The sequence below is a fragment of the Stenotrophomonas sp. PS02301 genome (genome assembly GCF_029959485.1).
Classification (GTDB): Bacteria; Pseudomonadota; Gammaproteobacteria; order Xanthomonadales; family Xanthomonadaceae; genus Stenotrophomonas; species Stenotrophomonas maltophilia_Z.
Genome location: NZ_JASCOO010000084.1, coordinates 1 through 17,112, shown reverse-complemented (window position 1 = coordinate 17,112; position 17,112 = coordinate 1). Strand labels below are relative to the sequence as shown.

General features: G+C 68.3%; 17 protein-coding genes and 1 pseudogene. 12 read left to right on the top strand and 6 right to left on the bottom strand.

Translation table 11 applies throughout. The features are described from left to right. Positions 1-245: 245 nt before the first annotated feature. From QMX81_RS16605 to QMX81_RS16595, 3 genes are all read left to right on the top strand, one after another. A complete protein-coding gene (locus QMX81_RS16605) occupies positions 246-806 on the top strand; it encodes a nucleoside deaminase (protein ID WP_282263133.1) in 561 nt (186 codons plus the stop codon). Positions 807-830: 24 nt separating this feature from the next. Beyond that, the gene (gene rlmM / locus QMX81_RS16600; RefSeq protein ID WP_121042813.1) at positions 831-1,877 is read left to right on the top strand and encodes a 23S rRNA (cytidine(2498)-2'-O)-methyltransferase RlmM; all 1,047 of its coding nucleotides are present in this window, start codon (positions 831-833) and stop codon (positions 1,875-1,877) included. 63 nt (positions 1,878-1,940) lie between these two features. Beyond that, the gene (locus QMX81_RS16595; RefSeq protein WP_121042811.1) at positions 1,941-2,336 is read left to right on the top strand and encodes an EF-hand domain-containing protein; all 396 of its coding nucleotides are present in this window, start codon (positions 1,941-1,943) and stop codon (positions 2,334-2,336) included. A 9-nt stretch (positions 2,337-2,345) separates the two neighbouring features. Here the strand turns inward: QMX81_RS16595 and QMX81_RS16590 are convergent, their stop codons facing one another. Both QMX81_RS16590 and ubiH read right to left on the bottom strand, forming a co-directional pair. Further along, positions 2,346-3,521 carry a UbiH/UbiF family hydroxylase gene (locus QMX81_RS16590; protein WP_282263127.1) on the bottom strand — a complete coding sequence of 392 codons (1,176 nt, stop codon included), beginning with the start codon at positions 3,519-3,521 and terminating at the stop codon, positions 2,346-2,348. Then, positions 3,518-4,723, bottom strand: coding sequence for a 2-octaprenyl-6-methoxyphenyl hydroxylase (gene ubiH, locus QMX81_RS16585; protein ID WP_282263125.1), 1,206 nt, complete (start codon positions 4,721-4,723; stop codon positions 3,518-3,520). The genes QMX81_RS16590 and ubiH overlap by 4 nt, the downstream gene beginning before the upstream one ends. A 94-nt stretch (positions 4,724-4,817) precedes the next feature. Here ubiH and QMX81_RS16580 point away from each other — a divergent pair, with 94 nt between their 5' ends. The 9 genes and pseudogenes from QMX81_RS16580 (at position 4,818) to QMX81_RS16540 (ending at position 14,198) form a co-directional block, all read left to right on the top strand. After that, a complete protein-coding gene (locus QMX81_RS16580) occupies positions 4,818-5,402 on the top strand; it encodes a hypothetical protein (protein WP_121042805.1) in 585 nt (194 codons plus the stop codon). An 18-nt stretch (positions 5,403-5,420) separates the two neighbouring features. Beyond that, on the top strand, positions 5,421-5,975 hold the full coding sequence (locus QMX81_RS16575) for a cob(I)yrinic acid a,c-diamide adenosyltransferase (protein ID WP_152154477.1): 555 nt from the start codon (positions 5,421-5,423) through the stop codon (positions 5,973-5,975). A gap of 35 nt (positions 5,976-6,010) precedes the next feature. Next, entirely contained in the window at positions 6,011-6,922 is a 912-nt protein-coding gene (locus QMX81_RS16570) for a histone deacetylase family protein (protein WP_152154479.1), read from the top strand. A 116-nt stretch (positions 6,923-7,038) separates the two neighbouring features. After that, positions 7,039-9,492: an LPS-assembly protein LptD gene (gene lptD / locus QMX81_RS16565; protein ID WP_121042800.1), complete on the top strand. Its 2,454-nt coding sequence runs from the start codon at positions 7,039-7,041 to the stop codon at positions 9,490-9,492. Next, a pseudogene (locus QMX81_RS16560) lies at positions 9,489-10,781 on the top strand (peptidylprolyl isomerase); the annotation flags it as partial. The gene lptD and the pseudogene QMX81_RS16560, both read left to right, overlap by 4 nt. A gap of 57 nt (positions 10,782-10,838) precedes the next feature. Next, a complete protein-coding gene (gene pdxA, locus QMX81_RS16555; RefSeq protein ID WP_282263120.1) occupies positions 10,839-11,819 on the top strand; it encodes a 4-hydroxythreonine-4-phosphate dehydrogenase PdxA in 981 nt (326 codons plus the stop codon). After that, positions 11,816-12,646, top strand: a complete 831-nt coding sequence (gene rsmA / locus QMX81_RS16550; protein WP_121042794.1) for a 16S rRNA (adenine(1518)-N(6)/adenine(1519)-N(6))-dimethyltransferase RsmA — start codon at positions 11,816-11,818, stop codon at positions 12,644-12,646. Before pdxA ends, rsmA begins: the two co-directional genes overlap by 4 nt. Before the next feature lie 123 nt (positions 12,647-12,769). Continuing rightward, on the top strand, positions 12,770-13,153 hold the full coding sequence (apaG, locus tag QMX81_RS16545; protein WP_121042792.1) for a Co2+/Mg2+ efflux protein ApaG: 384 nt from the start codon (positions 12,770-12,772) through the stop codon (positions 13,151-13,153). Between the two features lie 13 nt (positions 13,154-13,166). Continuing rightward, positions 13,167-14,198 carry a symmetrical bis(5'-nucleosyl)-tetraphosphatase gene (locus tag QMX81_RS16540; RefSeq protein WP_282263119.1) on the top strand — a complete coding sequence of 344 codons (1,032 nt, stop codon included), beginning with the start codon at positions 13,167-13,169 and terminating at the stop codon, positions 14,196-14,198. Positions 14,199-14,241: 43 nt separating this feature from the next. On the opposite strand, the gene QMX81_RS16535 is transcribed toward QMX81_RS16540, so the two are convergent. From QMX81_RS16535 to QMX81_RS16520, 4 genes are all read right to left on the bottom strand, one after another. Further along, positions 14,242-14,733 carry a dihydrofolate reductase gene (locus QMX81_RS16535; protein ID WP_121042788.1) on the bottom strand — a complete coding sequence of 164 codons (492 nt, stop codon included), beginning with the start codon at positions 14,731-14,733 and terminating at the stop codon, positions 14,242-14,244. 11 nt (positions 14,734-14,744) lie between these two features. Further along, positions 14,745-15,539 carry a thymidylate synthase gene (locus tag QMX81_RS16530; RefSeq protein ID WP_282263117.1) on the bottom strand — a complete coding sequence of 265 codons (795 nt, stop codon included), beginning with the start codon at positions 15,537-15,539 and terminating at the stop codon, positions 14,745-14,747. Continuing rightward, positions 15,536-16,426, bottom strand: a complete 891-nt coding sequence (gene lgt / locus QMX81_RS16525) for a prolipoprotein diacylglyceryl transferase (RefSeq protein ID WP_282263115.1) — start codon at positions 16,424-16,426, stop codon at positions 15,536-15,538. The genes QMX81_RS16530 and lgt overlap by 4 nt, the downstream gene beginning before the upstream one ends. 84 nt (positions 16,427-16,510) lie before the next feature. Continuing rightward, positions 16,511-16,999, bottom strand: a complete 489-nt coding sequence (locus QMX81_RS16520) for a TPM domain-containing protein (RefSeq protein WP_282263113.1) — start codon at positions 16,997-16,999, stop codon at positions 16,511-16,513. Positions 17,000-17,112: the final 113 nt, after the last annotated feature.

Sequence of the window (17,112 nt, the reverse complement as noted above, 5' to 3'; positions counted from 1 at the left end):
TTTCACCCGCTGCGTGACCCTGCGCGATACGTGGGCGGGGTAAGCTGCCCCGGGCGGGGGCCAGGCCCGGGCCGCCCGATCTCACCTGCGCAGCCCTGCCATGGCAGGGCCTGCGCTCCAGCTCCCCTGCGACCGGCGCAGCCCTGCGCCGGCGTGCGCGTGGCCGTGTTCAGCGCGGGCACGGCATCCCTACGCGCGGCCCGATACACTGCCGCTGCGCCATCTTTGAAGAGGTTCATGTCCCGATGCTGTACGCGCAAGTCCATCTCACCCTGCCCGCCTGGATCCACGACCAGATCGATCTGGGCCGTGTCTATCCCGAGGATGCCGACAAGGTCGCGCTGGCGATCGAATTGTCGCGCCTGAATGTCGAGGCGCAGACCGGTGGCCCGTTCGGCGCCGTGGTGTTTGGGCCGGACCATCGTGTGATCGCCGCCGGCGTGAACCGCGTGGTCCCGCATACGACCTCGCTGGCGCACGCCGAGAACATGGCCTACATGCTGGCCCAGCAACGCCTGCAGACCCCGCGCCTGAACGATGTGCTGTCGCCGATCACCCTGGCGACCTCCTCCCAGCCGTGCTGCCAGTGTTACGGCGCCACCATCTGGGCCGGTATCGATCGGCTGCTGATCGGTGCCAGCGCGCAGGACGTGGAAGAACTGACCCCGTTCGACGAGGGTCCGCTGCCGGCGGACTGGATCGGCGAACTCAACACGCGTGGCATCGAGGTCGTGCGCGACATCGAGCGCGACGCTGCACGCGCGGTCCTGCGCCAGTACGGAGAGATCAACGGTGCCCATTACTGATATCCGCGCTTCGGGCGCGATGCGATGAGCGGCCTGCTGTGTCTGTGCCGCCAGGGCTTTGAACCGGAACTGGCCGCCGAGCTGTCCGAGCGCGCGGCGTATGCCAACGTGGCCGGCTATGCGCGCACCCAGCGCAATGACGGCTACGTGGTGTTCGTCACCGAGGAAGGTGCGGCGCTGTCCAAGGCCTTGTCCTGGCGCTCGCTGATCTTCGCCCGGCAGAAGCTGCAGGTGCTGGCCGAGCTGCCGCAGCTCGATGCCGCCGACCGCATCACCCCGATCATTGCCGCGCTTCAGGGGCAGCAACGCTTCGGCGACATGTGGGTCGAGCATCCGGACTCGGATGAAGGCAAGCCGCTGGCCGGCCTGGCCCGCGCATTCGGCAATGCACTGCGCCCGGCGCTGCGCAAGGCCGGCCTGCTGACCGACAAGCCGAACACCGGCCTGCCGCGCCTGCACATCGTGTTCGTCGATGGTCGCCATGCGTTTGTGTGCGTGGCCGATACCCGCGACAGCGCGCCGTGGCCGCTGGGCATCCCGCGCCTGAAGCTGCTGCCCGATGCGCCTTCGCGCTCGGCGCTGAAGCTGGATGAAGCCCTGCTCACCCTGATGACGCCGGAAGAGCGCGAGCTGCTGGTCAAGCCGGGCATGCGCGCGGCCGATCTGGGCGCTGCACCGGGTGGCTGGACGTGGGTGTTGACCCGCCAGCACGTGAAGGTGATCAGCGTGGACAACGGCCCGTTGCGCGAGCATGTGCTGGAGACCGGCCTGGTTGAACATCTGCGCGCCGATGGCTTCCACTGGCAGCCGGAGACCCCGCTGGACTGGATGGTCTGCGACATGGTCGAACAGCCGCGCCGCGTGGCCGAGCGCATGGCCACCTGGTTCCGCGAGGGCTGGTGCAAGCATGCGATCTTCAACCTCAAGCTGCCGATGAAAAAGCGCTGGGATGAAACCCGCCTGTGCCTGGAGCTGTTCCAGGAGCAGGCCGGCAAACCGCTGCACCTGCGCGCCAAGCAGCTGTATCACGACCGCGAAGAAATCACGGTGCTGGCTTCGCCGCTGCGCTGACCCACGCGCACCACCGGTACCGCCGGGCACCCGGCGCCCCCACCTCAGATATACGGAGTTCCCATGCGACGCATATCCAGCCTCACCGTGCTGCTGTCCCTGCTGCCCACGCTCGCCCTGGCCCAGGTCCGCACCCCGCCGCCGGCGGTCAGCGAACCGCTGCGCGAGGTGCCGGCCAGCGTGCGCGCGCAGCCGCTCTCGCAGGGAGAGGTGACCCATCAGGTGACGCTGGCCGCACCGGCCGGCGAAGCCGCGGTGACGGTGCGTTCGGTGCAGCCGGTGAGCGTGGTCGGTCAGTACCGCATCGCGTTCGCGGCGCTGGATGTCGACGGCGATGGCTTCATCAGCCGCGCCGAGGCGCAGGCCAACCCGGCGCTGGCCGATGAATTCAACGCGCTGGACGTGAAGCGGCGCGGCACGCTGGATCGCGCCGATCTGGCCGGCTGGCTGATCGACTGAGCGCGCCGGTCACAGCCCCGCCGCGCGTTTCCAGAACATCGATACCAGCGGCGGCAGCTTGCCGGCGCAGCCCAGCGCGCGACCGCGCGCCAGGGTCAGGTGCATCTCATCATTGGAGAACACCGTGTTGATCGCATCGAAGCTGTACGCAGCGACGGTGTTTTCACTGCGGCGCTCGCGTGCCCAGCGCTGCAGGCGGTGCGGTGACATCCAATCCTGGCGGCGCTGCTGTGCGGCCAGCACCATCGTCCGCAACGCGGCGACATCGCGCAGGCCCAGATTGACGCCCTGCCCGGCCAACGGATGCACCACATGCGCCGCATCGCCGAGCGCGAGCACGCGGCCAGCGACGTAGCCGGTCGCCAATTGGCGGCGCAGCGGGAAGGCCGCGCGTTTGGAGGCCAGGGTCATCGCCCCCAGCCGCCCGGCAAAGGCATGGGTGAGCTCACGGCCGAAGGCGGCCTCGTCGAGTGCCAGCACGCGCTCGGCCTCGGCCTCGGGCAGCGTCCACACGATCGAACTGCGCTGCGCGCTGATCGGCAGGACCGCCAGCGGGCCGGTCACCAGGAAGCGCTGCCACGCCGTGGCTTCATTGTTCTTTTCGGTATCCACGTAGGCAACCACGCCACGCTGGCCGTAATCCTGGCGGGTCACCTCCAGCCCGGCCAGGCGGCGCAGGGTGGATTCGGCCCCGTCGGCGGCGATCGCCAGCGACGCGTCGAGCCGACGGCCGTCGTCCAGGCGCAGGCGTACCCCGTTGGCGTCCTGCTCCAGCGCTTCCACCCGCGCCGGGCAGCACAGCTGCACGCCGGCCGCGGGCAGTGCCGCCCACAGGCGGTCCACCAGCAGATCGTTCTCGATGATCCAGCCCAGTTGTTCGCGGCCGAGCGTATCGGCATCGAAACGCAGTTCATCGCCGCCGGCCGCATCCCAGACCCGCATGCGGCGGTAGGCACAGGCGCGTGCGGCAGTCACCGCCGGCCACACCCCGAGCGCGGCCAGCAGCTGGGCGTTGTCCGGCGCGAACGCATACACGCGCAGATCCGGTTGCTGCGGCTGCCAGGCGGCTGGCTCGCGACCTTCGACCAGCGTCACCGTCAACCCGGCATCGGCCAACGCCAAGGCACAGGCCGCGCCGACCACGCCGCCGCCGACCACCACCACATCCTGCGGGCGCCGGCTCACAGGCCGGCTCCGCGGCACAGCGCCGGCACCTGGCCACGGAAGCCCATCGCGCCGCCGACCAGCATCGACTGCATCGGCGTCGCCTGCGCAGCCAGCAAGCCGAGCGACCGCAAGGGCCGCATCAGTGGCGCCGGGTTGCTGGTCAGGCGTGCCAGACCGCCGGAGAAGGCGATGGTCTGCTCGCGGTCTTCCAGACGTCGTGCCACATGTTCGCGCAGCAACGCATCGCTGCCGGCATCGTCAGCCTCGGCGACCAGCTCGGCCAGGGTCAGCGCATCGCGCAGGCCCAGGTTGAAGCCCTGTGCGCCCAGCGGATGGATGGTCTGCGCGGCATTGCCAAGCAGGACGGCGCGCTCGCCGACCAACGCCTGCGACAACACCTGGATCAACGGATACGCGCTGCGCGGCCCGCTCTCCAGCAGGCGGCCGGCACGCCAGCCGATCGCGCTCTGCAGGCGGCTCACCCAGCCGGCATCGTCCAGCGCCATCACCGCCTCGGCCTGATCGCGGGCAACGCCGTGCACCGCGCCGAAGTGACGATCACCCCGTGGCAGCAACGCGGTCGGGCCGGTGTCGGTGAAGCGCTCGTACGCGGTGCCGTCCGGCGCACGGGCGGCACGCACCCGCGACACAAACAGGGTCTGTCGGAAATCATGCTCGTCCACGCCGATGCCCAGCGCGTCGCGCACGCCACTGCGGGTGCCATCGGCACCCACCACCAGGCGGGCCGACAGGCAGCGCTCACCGCTGTCATCGGCGATGAACACCTGGCGGTAGCCGTCCACCGTGGCGCCCAGGCGCACGAACCGGGCCGGACGATAGCGGGTCAGATGGGTCAGCGTCTGCAGCCGCGCCTCCAGCGCCTGGCCGAAATCGCGGGCCACGACCACCTGGCCGAACCACGGGCGCTGGTACTGCGCGGCCTCCATCTGCACCCGGCCGAAATCGCCGGCACGGCTGACATGGATACGGGTGATCGCGCCCGGCGCAGCGGCCAGCGCCTGCATCACGCCCAGCGCGGTCAGCGCATTGACGGTGGCCGCAGCAAAGCTGAGGTTGCGCTGGTCGAACACCGCCGGCAGCGTACCCAGCGGCGAGGCCTCGACCAGGCCGACATCGCGGCCGGCACGGTCCAGGGCAATGGCCAGGCTGGCACCGACCAGCCCGCCACCTACGATCACTACATCATGTCGTTCACTCATGCCCGCCATGATAAGGGTTCGCCCGTTCCGGCGGCGTGCGGCGGGCTGCCGCAGCAGGCGCTAGAATGAATGCCTGCCCTTACCCGTCACCGCCATGACCTCCACTGCCCAACGCGCCTTCGTCCTGTCCGTGCTCGTGCTGCTGATGGCGGCGACCCGGGTCAATCATTTCGCGGCGATTCCGGATGCGTCCTGGGCGGTGTTCTTCATCGGCGGCTTCTACCTGCGCCAGTGGACCCGCTGGGCGTTCCCGCTGCTGATGGCGTTGGCGGTAGTGGTCGACTGGATCGTGATCCGCCGCAGTGGCCTGGATTTCTGGCAGCACTACTGCGTCTCCCCCGGCTACTGGATGCTGCTGCCGGCGTACTTCGCCATGTGGGGCGGCGGCATGCTGCTGCGCGGCGGCTATCACGGTGCCACCTGGGCCGCGCTGGGCAAGGGCGCGCTGTTGCTGGTCGCGGCGGTGGCGGTCTGCCATCTTTTCGCCCAGGGCGGCTTCTACTGGACCAGTGACAACGTGGCCGCCCCCACCCTCGGTGGCTGGGCGAAAAACTACAGCGACTGGTTCCTGCCCTACCTGCGCACCGCCGCGGTCTACGTCGGCCTGGCCGCCGCCCTGCAGCTGGCGACCGAACAGGTCGGCAAACTGCTGCAGGCGCGCCGCGACGTGCTGCACTGAGCGCGGCAGGGCTCCCCGATGGGCAACCGCCTTTCCCGTATCTATACGCGCACCGGTGACGATGGCAGTACCGGGCTGGGCGATGGCAGCCGCGTGGCCAAGGACGACGCCCGCGTCGCCGCCTACGGTACGGTCGATGAGGCCAACTCTGCGCTCGGGGTGCTGCTCGCGGCACCGCTGCCCGACGACGTCCGCGCCCTGCTGACGGTGATCCAGCACCAGCTGTTCGATCTGGGCGGCGAGCTGTGCATTCCCGGCCATGCCGCCATCCACGCCGCCGACATCCAGGCGCTGGAGCAGCAGCTGGACCACTACAACGCCGATCTACCGGTGTTGAAGGAATTCATCCTGCCGGCCGGTGGCGAAGCGGCCGCCCGCTGCCACCTGGCCCGCACCATCGTGCGCCGGGCCGAGCGTGAGACGGTCACGCTGGCGCGCCGGGAGACGGTCCGCCCGGAAGCGTTGCACTACCTCAACCGCCTGTCGGACCTGCTGTTCGTGCTCGCGCGCGTGCTGGCCCGCGCCGACGGCCACGGCGAGGTGCTCTGGCGCCATGAGCGCCGCCACGCCTGAGCGGCCCTGCCGCCCCACCCGGATATCCTGCCCGCATGCTGGTTTTCACCCACCCCGCCTGTCTGCAACACGATCCCGGCCGGGGCCACCCCGAATGCCCGGCGCGCCTGCAGGGCGTGCTCGATGCGCTCAAGGCGGCCTATCCGGACCAGCTGGACTGGCGGCAGGCGCCCCCGGCCAAGCTGGGTGAGCTGGCCCGGGTCCATGACAGCGAACTGATCGACCTGGTCCTCACGCCGCAGACCGAGCCGCTGCGGCTGATCGACATGGACACCATGACCTCGCCCGGCTCGGCCAGTGCGGCCCTTCACGCGGCCGGTGCCGGCGTGGCGGCGGTCGATGCGGTGATGCTCGGCGAAGACCCGGTCGCGTTCTGCGCCGTGCGCCCGCCGGGCCACCATGCCAGCGCCAACACGGCGATGGGCTTCTGCCTGTTCAACAACATCGCCATCGCCGCGGCCTATGCCCGCGACCGCTATGGACTGGAGCGGATCGCCATCGTCGATTTCGACGTGCACCACGGCAACGGCACCCAGGACATCTTCATCGCCGATCCCGGGGTGGCCTACTACAGCACCCACCAGGCCGGGTTGTTCCCCAATTCCGGCCTTCGCCGCGACCGTGGGGCCGGTAACCTGATGAACATCCTGCTGCCCCCGGGCAGCGGCGGCTTCCGCTTCCGCAACACCTGGGCCGACGAGATGCTGCCGGCCATCGATGATTTCCGCCCGCAGCTGCTGCTGATCTCGGCCGGCTTCGATGCGCACATGCGCGACCCGCAGGCCGACCTGATGCTGGAAACCGAGGATTTCGCCTGGATCACCGCCGAGCTGCGCGGGCTCGCCCGCCGCCACGGCGCCGGCCGGATCGTCTCCATGCTCGAGGGCGGATACGACCTGCAGGCCTTGGCCGAGTGCAGCGTGGCGCACGTCGGCGAGCTGCGCTGAGGCGGCCCGGCCCGGGTTGCGAATGAACCCGGCCCCCTGCATCGGCGCGACCTTCATTGCCCCTATGCAAGGGATGGGGCAAGCTACGATCCGTTTTCTCCCGAATCCGATACCGCGTGCGCCGAGCCCTCCGCCTGCTGCCTCTCCCCCTCAGTATCGCCATCTGCTTGCCGGCCCTGGCCGACGACAAGCCGGTCAACTGGGGCCTGTGCCCGGTAACCGACGTGCTGCCCGTGTTCGACGATGCGCCCAAGGCCGACAAAGCCGCGGCCGCCACGCGTGGCCAGCAGCCGACCGATATCGAGGGTGACCAACTTTCCGGTACCTCCGTGGTGCCCAACTACCAGGGCAATGTCGCGCTCAAGCGTGGCGACCAGTTCCTGGGGACCGACAACCTGAGCTTCGATACCGAGAGCGGCAATTACGTCGCCGAGGGCAACGTCCGCTACCAGGACTCCTCGATCCGGATGAAGGCCCGTCGTGCCGAGGGCAACCAGGAAAGCGATACCCACAAGATCAGCGACATCCAGTACCAGCTGGTGTCCCGCCGGGGCAATGGCGGTGCCGAGTCAATCGACCTGCAGGGCGCGGTGGGCCAGATGCATCGCTCCACCTACACCACCTGCGATCCCTCGCAGCCGGTGTGGAAGCTCTCGGCACCGCAGATCGAGGTCGATAACGACGCCGGCTTCGGCACGGCGCGCAACGCGGTGCTGCGCATCGGCAAGGTGCCGGTGCTGTGGGCGCCGTACTTCAAGTTCCCGATCGACGACCGCCGCCAGACCGGCCTGCTCTACCCGCAGATCGGCCTGTCCGGCCGCAACGGCTTCGACTACACCCAGCCGATCTATCTGAATCTGGCGCCGAACTTCGACGACACGCTGATGCCGCGCTACATGAGCAAGCGCGGTTTCATGCTGGACAACGAATTCCGCTATCTCTACGACGGCGGCCGCGGCGAGCTGCTGACCGCCTACCTGCCCAACGACAAGCTGCGCGACAAAGATCGCGGCCGCGTGGAATTCAGCGGGTACCACAACATCAACGCCAACTGGCAGGCCCGTGCCAGCCTGGCCTGGGTCAGCGATGAGCGCTATCTGGAGGATTTCTCCAACCGGCTGCTCGGCGTGACCACCTCCAACCTGCAGAGCCAGATCGGCATCTACGGTACCGGTGAGAACTGGACCGGCGGCCTGATGGCCGACTATTGGCAGCTCACCGATTACACGCTGACCGAAACGTCCCTGCCGTATGCCCGCCAGCCGCGCCTGTTCGTCAATTGGGACAAGCCGCTGCTGCCGTGGCTGGAAACCGGCGTGTATGCCGAAGCGGTGAACTTCACCCATCTGGACGTGCACGAGAAGTTCGGCGTGGAACAGGAATACGAGCGCACCGGCGTGTCACGCGCCGTGGATGGCGGCTCACGCCTGGACGTCAAGCCGTATGTCTCGATGCCGTTCAGCGGCGCGGCCTGGTATGTCACCCCGACCCTGGCCTACCGCTACACCGGGTATGACCTGGAGCGCGGGCTGGCCGATGACATCCGCCGGCAGAACCTGATCGCGGCCGGTATCGATCCGGCCACCGCGACCCCGGACCAGCTGCGCGGCAACACCTCGCCGAGCCGCAGCCTGCCGATCGGCACCATCGACGCCGGCCTGTTCTTCGACCGCGAGACCACCATCGGCGACACCCGCTTCCTGCACACACTGGAACCGCGCCTGTTCTACCTGCGTACGCCTTACCGCGACCAGAGCGACCTGCCGGTGTTCGATACGCGTGACTTCACCTTCAGCTGGGGCCAGCTGTTCCGCGATTCGCGCTACTCCGGCGCCGATCGCCAGAATGACGCCAACCAGCTGACCATGGCGGTGAGCACCCGCTTCATCGACCAGGACACCGGCAAAGAGCGCTTCTCGGGGAGCCTCGGCCAGATCCTGTACTTCGATGATTCGCGGGTCACGCTCAACAGCAGTGAAACGCCGGTCGAGCAGGGCAAGTCGGCCTGGATCGCCGATACGAACTACATGATCAACGACCGCTGGACCCTGGGTGCCACCTATCAGTGGGATCCCAAGTACAAGCGTGAGGATCTGGCCAGCGTGCGCGCGCGCTACCTCATGTCCAACGACGGCATCGTCAACCTGACCTACCGCAGCCGCTTGAATCCCCAGGCCTCGACCACGGCGACCCGCCGCGACCGGACGCTGCTGGAGCAGGCCGACCTGTCCTTCCTGTACCCGCTGAACGAGCGCTGGAGCCTGGTCGGACGCTATTACTACTCCATCCAGGACCGCGCCCCGCTGGAAATCATCGGTGGCGTGCAGTGGGACAGCTGCTGTCTGGCCGTTCGCGCCATCGCCCGCCGCTACGTGCGCAATCGCGAAGGTGAACTCAACAACTCCTTCCAGATCGAGTTCGTGCTCAAGGGCCTGAGCTCCATCGGCCAGAACACGGACCGCACCTTGCGCCGTGCTATTCTCGGGTACTACCGAGACGACCTCTATCTGGTGCCGCCCAGCAACACCGGTGCAGCCCGCGACGACTACGATCCGAATCAGATCCCATGACCAAGACCCTTCCCGTACTCCTCGCCTCCCTGCTGGCGGTCTCCTCCGCGACGGCCCCGTTGCAGGTGCTGGCCCAGCAGGGTCAGCCGCTGGACCGCATCGCGGCGATCGTCGATGAGGACGTCGTGCTGCAGAGCGAACTGGACCGCGCCGTCCAGAACATCAAGGCCCAGTACGCCGGTCGTGAAAACCAGCTGCCGCCCGATGATGTGCTCAGCCGCCAGGTGCTCGAGCGCCTGGTGCTGGTGAAGCTGCAGGTGGCGCGTGCCGAGAGCAGTGGCATCAAGGTCAGCGATCAGGAACTGAACCAGGCCATCAACGCCATCGCCCAGCAGAACGGCTCCACCCTGGATGCCCTGCGCCAGCGTCTGGCCAGCGATGGCCTGGATTTCAACGATTTCCGCGATTCGGTGCGTGACGAGATCACCGTCCAGCGCCTGCGCCAGAGCTTCGCGCAGAGCCGCATCACCGTCAGCGAGGGCGAAGTGGATGGCGCGCTCAAGCAGCAGGCCACCGTGGGCACCCAGTACCACCTGGCCCACATCCTGATCGGCCTGCCGGAAGGCGCCACCGCCGAGCAGATCACCACCGGCCAGAAGAAGGCCGATGGCGTCAAGGCGCTGCTGGACAAGGGCGAGATCGACTTCAACGCTGCCGCCGTCCGTTATTCGGACAGCCCCAACGCGCTGGAAGGCGGCGACCTGGGCTGGCGTTCGCTGGATGAAATCCCGAATGCCTTCGCGCAGATGATGAAAGAGATGAAGTCCGGCGACGTGGTCGGCCCGCTGCGTGGCCCCAGTGGCTTCCAGCTGCTGAAGCTGGTCGAGGTGCGTGATGCCAGCGCGGCCGCTGACGGCGGTCACACCATCACCGAATACCACGCCCGTCATATCCTGGTCCGCATCACCGACCAGCAGGACAATGCCGCGGCCAAGGCCAAGATCGACACCCTGCGTGCCCGCATCGCCGGCGGCGCCGAGTTCGATGCAGTGGCCAAGGAATCCTCGGAAGACAACAACAGCAAGGGCCAGGGCGGCGATCTGGGCTGGTTCCCGGCCGATGCCTTCGGCCCGGATTTCGGCAAGCAGGTTGAGGGCATCACCGACGGCGGCGTGAGCCCGCCGTTCCGTACCGATGCCGGCTGGCACATCGTCCAGCGCGTCGCCACGCGCCAGACCGATGCCACCACCGACAACCAGCGCGCCCAGATCCGTGAAACGATCGGCCGCCGCAAGCTGGAGGAAGAGTACAACCGCTTCCTGCAGGAACTGCGTGGCGAAGCCTACGTGGATATGCGCGGCTATGCCCCGGGTGCCGCGGCGACCACGCCGCCGCAGTCCTGATCCATGCTCCCGCAGCTCGCGCTGGTACCGGGCGAGCCGGCGGGGATCGGCCCGGAGCTCTGCCTCCGTCTGATCCAGCAGCCGCGCACCGATTGCCGGCTGCTGGCCTTCGCCGACCCGGACACGCTGCAGGCTGCCGCCGCTGCGCTGTCGCTGCCCCTGCAGCTCCTGCCTGAAGACACCATCGCCCGCCAGCCGGGCGATCTGCCGTTGCGCGCGGTCCCCAATGCCGTGCCCTCGCGTTTCGGCACGCCGGATCCGGCCAACGCCGGGGCCGTGATCGGCGCACTGCGCCAGGCCGGGCAGGCCTGCCTGTCCGGTGAACTCGCTGGCGTGGTCACCGGCCCGGTGCACAAGGCGGTCATCAACGAGGGCGGCATCGCCTACAGCGGCACCACCGAACTGCTGGCCGACCAGGCCTGCACCCCGGTGGTGATGATGCTCGCCAATGACATCGTCCGGGTCGCCCTGGCCACCACCCACCTGCCGTTGCGCGCGGTGGCCGATGCGATCACGGCCGATGGCCTGGCACTCACCCTGAAGATCATCCACGACGCCCTGCAGCGCGATTTCGGGCTGGCCTCGCCGCGCATCGCCGTGCTCGGGCTCAACCCGCACGCTGGCGAAGACGGTCATCTGGGGCGCGAAGAACTGGACCTGATCATCCCGCTGCTGGCGCGCCTGCGCGCCCAGGGCATGGACCTGGCCGGGCCGCTGCCGGCCGACACCGCCTTCCTGCCGGCCAAGCTGGCCGGGTTCGACACGGTGCTGGCCATGTACCACGACCAGGGCCTGCCGGTGCTCAAGTACAGCGGCTTCGAGCAGGCCGTCAACATCACCCTGGGCCTGCCCTACCCGCGCGTCGCGGTCGACCATGGCACCGCCCTGGATCTGGCCGGCCGCGGCCTGGCCGACCCGTCCAGCCTCCTCGCTGCCACCGCGCTGTGTGCCCGGCTGGCGCGCCAACGTACACTGGTGCCATGACTTCTTCGTATTCCTCCTCCGGCGCGCCCGGTTTTTCCGGCCCTGCCAAGAAGCAGCTCGGCCAGCACTTCCTCGCCGACCGCAGCTACATCGACAAGATCGTGCTGGCGGTCAGCCCGAAAGACGGCGACCGCCTGGTCGAGATCGGCCCGGGCCAGGGCGCGATCACCTTGCCGCTGCTGCGCCGCCACCCGAAGCTGACCGTGATCGAGTTCGATCGGGATCTGGTCGGCCCGCTGGCCGCCGCCGCCGAACCGCTGGGCGAGATGACCATCATCCACCGCGACGTGCTGCAGGTGGACTTCACCGAGTTGGCCGCCGGCAGCCCGATCCGCCTGGTCGGCAACCTGCCCTACAACATCTCCTCGCCGATCCTGTTCCATGCGCTGGACCACGCCGCGATGATCACCGACATGCACTTCATGCTGCAGAAGGAAGTGGTCGACCGCATGGCCGCCGATCCGGGCAGCAAGGTGTATGGCCGGCTGAGCGTGATGCTGCAGGCGTTCTGCAAGGTGACCTCGCTGTTCGTGGTGCCGCCGGGTGCGTTCCGCCCGCCGCCCAAGGTCGATTCGGCGGTGGTGCGGCTGGTCCCGCGCGATCCGGCCACGGTCGGCATCCTGGACCGCAAGCGCTTCGCCCATGTGGTCAAGGCCGCCTTTGGTCAGCGCCGCAAGACCCTGCGCAACGCGCTGCAGAACGTGTGCACGCCCGAGCAGTTCGAAGCGGCCGGCGTGCGCAGCGATGCCCGCGCCGAGCAGCTGGACGTGGCGCAGTTCATCGCGCTGGCCAACGTCCCGTACGAGGCTGACGCGCCGCAAGGTTGAGCGCGCCACCTCGTGGCCAGCACCGGCCGCGCGCACGTGGAACCGCCTGACATCCATGACGGGGGCGCTGCCAGCTTGGGCAGCACTCATCTCATCGTGCACAACATTCACTAAACTGCCTGCATGAACGACGCTGCAAACTACGCGATCTCCGTCGAGGTCGCCCCCCGCTTCCTCGATGACCAGTCCACCCCGGAGGACGGCCGCTACGCGTTCGCCTATACGATCCGCATCCTCAACCGGGGTCGCGTCGCGGCACGGCTGGTGGCCCGCCACTGGCGGATCACCGATGCCAATGGCCGCATCGAGCATGTCGATGGCGATGGGGTGATCGGCGAACAGCCGCGGCTGCGCCCCGGTGAAGACTTCCGTTACACCTCCGGTGTCATGCTGGAGACCGAGCACGGCACGATGCAGGGGCACTACGACATGGTGGCCGACGACGGCACCGAGTTCGCCGCCCCCATCGCGCCGTTCGTCCTGACCGTTCCGCGCACACTGCACTGATGGAGGCGCACGCATGAGTGTCTGGGCCATCGGCGACCTGCAGGGCTGCTACGACGTCACCCAGCGGTTGCTGGAAAAAATCAACTTCGACCCCGCGGTCGACACGCTGTGGTTCTGCGGCGATCTGGTCAACCGCGGGGGGCAGTCGCTGGAAACCCTGCGCCTGGTCCATTCGCTGCGCGAGAGCAGCGTGATCGTGCTGGGCAACCACGACCTGTCCCTGCTCGCGGTCGGTGCACGCACCGAGGAAGAGCAGCGCAAGGTCAACCCGGATCTGCTGCGCATCGTGCAGGCCGAGGACCGCGACGAGCTGCTGGACTGGCTGCGTCTGCAGAAGCTGGCCCATGTGGACCGCGAGCTGGGCTGGATGATGATCCACGCCGGGCTGGCCCCGAAGTGGACCACCCAGCTGGCCGAAAAGCATGCCCGCGAGGTCGAGCAGCAGCTGCACGGCAGCGGCTACCGCAAGCTGTTCCGCAACATGTATGGCGACAAGCCCAGCTGGTCCCCCGGGCTGGCCGGCTACGACCGCTCCCGCGCGATCATCAATCTGTTCACCCGGATGCGTTACTGCACCCCGCGGGGCCGGATCGGGATCGAAGACAAGGGCACGCCGGGTACGCAGGAACAGGGCCTGTACCCCTGGTTCGAAGTGCCGGGCCGCGCCGAGCGCGATCTGAAGATCGTCTGCGGGCATTGGTCCGCCCTCGGCCTGACCATCACCCAGGGGGTGCATGCGATCGATACCGGCGCGGTCTGGGGTGGCAAGCTCACCGCACTGCAGCTGGATACCGAAGAACTGCGCGTGGTGCAGGTGCCGGGCCGCGATGTGCCCAAGCCGGTGTCCGCGCCGCGTCCGCCGGCTCGCCGGCCGGCTGCCGAGGGTGCGCAGCCGAATGGGCGTCCACCGCGCCAGGGCCAAGGCCAGGGGCGCGACCGTGGCCGGGGCGGCCAGGGCCGACAGGGCGGTGGTGCGAAGCCCGCGCAGAACACCGAGCAACAGCAACAGCCGCAGAACAACGACGTCACCAGCGACGCCGAATGAGCCGCAGGCCGGTCAGTACGACCGGCCTGCCTGCAGCGCGCGCTCAGGCGCGGCGGTAATCCACGAAATCGAACGCGAACGCGTGCCGCTCGTCGGCCGCGTGGTGTTCGCGCGCCACCTCCACCCACAGCGCCGGATCGACCGGCGGGAAATGGGTATCGGCCGGTACAGTGGTCTGTACCCACGTCAGGTGCAGATCGGTGGCCTGGGCCATGGCCAGACGATAGATCTCGCCGCCACCGATGACGCACAGCTCTTCGGCCCCCGCAGCGCCCGCTGCCTGCAGCGCCTGCTCGATCGAGGCCACCGCCTGCATGCCGTCGAACGGCACCTGCCCACTGCGGGTCAGCACCAGATTCAACCGGCCCGGCAAGGCACGGCCGAGCGACTGCGCGGTCTTGCGCCCCATCAGGATCGGCTTGCCGACGGTCAGCGCTTTGAAGCGCTTGAGATCGTCCGGCAGCTTCCATGGCAGGTCGTTGTCACGGCCGATGCCGTGGTCGGTGTCCAGCGCGGCGATCAGGGAGAGCCTCATGCGCGTGTTGCTCACACCGCCACCGGGGCCTTGATCGCCGGGTGCGGGTCGTAACCATCGATGCGGATGTCATCGAACTGGAAACCGAACAGATCGGTCACGTCGGGTTTCAACCAGAGTTTCGGCAGCGCGCGCGGCTCACGTGCGAGCTGTTCGCGGGCCTGCTCGAAATGGTTCGAGTACAGGTGCGCATCGCCCAGGGTGTGCACGAAATCGCCGACGCCCAGCCCGGTCGCCTGCGCCACCATGTGGGTCAGCAGCGCGTAGCTGGCGATGTTGAACGGCACGCCGAGGAAGATGTCGCCGCTGCGCTGGTACAGCTGGCAGCTGAGCTTGCCGTCCACCACATAGAACTGAAACAGATTGTGGCACGGCATCAACGCCATCTGCGACAGCTCGCCCACGTTCCAGGCACTGACCACCAGCCGGCGCGAATCCGGGTTGCGCTTGATCTCGTCCACCAGCCACTGCATCTGGTCGATCGCCCCGCCATCGGCGGTGGCCCAGCTGCGCCACTGCTTGCCGTAGATCGGGCCGAGGTCGCCGTTGGCATCGGCCCATTCGTCCCAGATCCGCACCTGGTGCTCCTTGAGATACCCGATGTTGGTATCCCCCTTCAGGAACCACAGCAGCTCATGGATGATCGAGCGCAGGTGCAGCTTCTTGGTGGTGACCAACGGGAAGCCGTCATTGAGATTGAAGCGCATCTGCCAGCCGAACACGCTGCGCGTGCCGGTGCCGGTGCGATCGGACTTTTCCGTGCCGTGCTCCAGCACATGCTCAAGCAGCTCCAGGTAGGCCTTCATGCCTTGGCGCCCGCGGTAGCGACCGGCAGGACCGGCTGCAGCACCGGCGCACGGCGCGACAGCGCCAGCAACACCAGGCCGAAGGCCACCAGCGGCAGGCTGAGCAGCTGGCCACGGGTGAACCAGTCGAAGGCGAGGTAGACGCCGTTGTCGGGCATGCGCACGAACTCGACCGCGAAGCGGAAGATGCCGTACATCAGCGCGAACAGGCCGGCGATGACGTAGCGGTGGCGCGGCTTGGCCGACACGGCCCACAGCACCACGAACATCACCAGGCCTTCCAGCAGCGCTTCATACAGCTGCGAGGGATGGCGGGCGTACTGGTTGAGCGCGCCGGTGGCGAACTCGGCCTTCAGCGTGGCCAGGTCCAGCCCGTTCAACGGCGCCGGCAGGCCGCTCGGGAACACCACGCCCCAGGTGCCATCGGTGTACTTGCCCCACAGCTCGGCGCCGATGAAGTTGCCGATGCGGCCGAAGCCCAGGCCCAGCGGCACCAGCGGGGACATGAAATCGAGGGTATCGAACAGGTGCAGGCGATGCTTGCGCGACCACCACCACGCGGCGAACAGCACGCCGAGCAGGCCACCGTGGAAGCTCATGCCGCCGTCCCAGACCTTGAACAGCAGCAGCGGGTTGTGCAGGAATTCCGAGGTGGCGTAGAACAGCATGTAGCCCACGCGGCCACCGACGACCACGCCGAGCATCGCGTAGAACAGCAGATCGGAGAAGCCGTTGGCATCGACCCCGGGCAGGCGCCCGGCCGCGATCCGCTTGCGCCCCAGCCACCAGGCGGCGGTGAAGCCGAGCAGGTACATGATGCCGTACCAATGCACCTTGATCGGCCCAAGCGAGATGGCGATGGGGTCGATGTCGTGGAAATAGATCATGGGCGATGCCTTGCAGGGATGCCGATATTCTAGCGCCGCCCGGGAGCGGCCTCGCGGTGGCCCCGATCACGCGGTTGCCGGGCTTCAGCCCAGCATCTGCGGCGTGTCCGGCAGGCCGTCATCCTGTGACCCCGGAACGGGCGGATAGTGCCCGGCCAGCAGGTCGGAAACCTCTTCGATCGCCAGCAGCACGCCCTCCTGCAGCGCGCCCTCGCGCAGCCGCTGCTGCATGTGCGCGCAGATCGCCTGCCACTGCGCCTCACCGATGCGCCCACGCAGCCCGCGGTCGGCGACCAGCTCGATGGCATGGTCGGCCAGCAGCAGGTAGATCAGCACGCCGTTGTTGTGTTCGGTATCCCAGGTGTGCAGCTGTGCGAAGGCCTGCTGTGCGCGCTGCTGTGCGGTGATGCCCTGCCACAACGCGGCCAGCGGCAGAGCCGCTTCCACCGCGAACATCACCTGGCCACCGTGGCGCCGCTCGCCGGCAGTGATCGCATCGGTGATCGCCTGCAGATGTGCGGGTGGGAAGGCGCGCCGCACCGACGGGGAAAACACGTGCCGGAGCCAGCGCATCACCAGCCTCCCGAGGCGCCACCGCCTCCCGAACGTCCACCCCCTCCACCCCAGCCGCCTCCACCTCCGCCGAAGCCCCCGCCGCCGCCACCGAACCCGCCACCGCCCCAGCC

Coding starts and splice junctions, on each gene's coding strand:
- QMX81_RS16535 (WP_121042788.1), bottom strand. CDS start 14,733: ATGAGGCTCTCCCTGATCGCCGCGCTGGACACCGACCACGGCATCGGC.
- rsmA (WP_121042794.1), top strand. CDS start 11,816: ATGACTTCTTCGTATTCCTCCTCCGGCGCGCCCGGTTTTTCCGGCCCT.
- QMX81_RS16580 (WP_121042805.1), top strand. CDS start 4,818: ATGACCTCCACTGCCCAACGCGCCTTCGTCCTGTCCGTGCTCGTGCTG.
- QMX81_RS16595 (WP_121042811.1), top strand. CDS start 1,941: ATGCGACGCATATCCAGCCTCACCGTGCTGCTGTCCCTGCTGCCCACG.
- QMX81_RS16540 (WP_282263119.1), top strand. CDS start 13,167: ATGAGTGTCTGGGCCATCGGCGACCTGCAGGGCTGCTACGACGTCACC.
- apaG (WP_121042792.1), top strand. CDS start 12,770: ATGAACGACGCTGCAAACTACGCGATCTCCGTCGAGGTCGCCCCCCGC.
- QMX81_RS16605 (WP_282263133.1), top strand. CDS start 246: ATGCTGTACGCGCAAGTCCATCTCACCCTGCCCGCCTGGATCCACGAC.
- QMX81_RS16520 (WP_282263113.1), bottom strand. CDS start 16,999: ATGCGCTGGCTCCGGCACGTGTTTTCCCCGTCGGTGCGGCGCGCCTTC.
- pdxA (WP_282263120.1), top strand. CDS start 10,839: ATGCTCCCGCAGCTCGCGCTGGTACCGGGCGAGCCGGCGGGGATCGGC.
- rlmM (WP_121042813.1), top strand. CDS start 831: ATGAGCGGCCTGCTGTGTCTGTGCCGCCAGGGCTTTGAACCGGAACTG.
- lgt (WP_282263115.1), bottom strand. CDS start 16,426: ATGATCTATTTCCACGACATCGACCCCATCGCCATCTCGCTTGGGCCG.
- QMX81_RS16570 (WP_152154479.1), top strand. CDS start 6,011: ATGCTGGTTTTCACCCACCCCGCCTGTCTGCAACACGATCCCGGCCGG.
- QMX81_RS16530 (WP_282263117.1), bottom strand. CDS start 15,539: ATGAAGGCCTACCTGGAGCTGCTTGAGCATGTGCTGGAGCACGGCACG.
- QMX81_RS16575 (WP_152154477.1), top strand. CDS start 5,421: ATGGGCAACCGCCTTTCCCGTATCTATACGCGCACCGGTGACGATGGC.
- ubiH (WP_282263125.1), bottom strand. CDS start 4,723: ATGAGTGAACGACATGATGTAGTGATCGTAGGTGGCGGGCTGGTCGGT.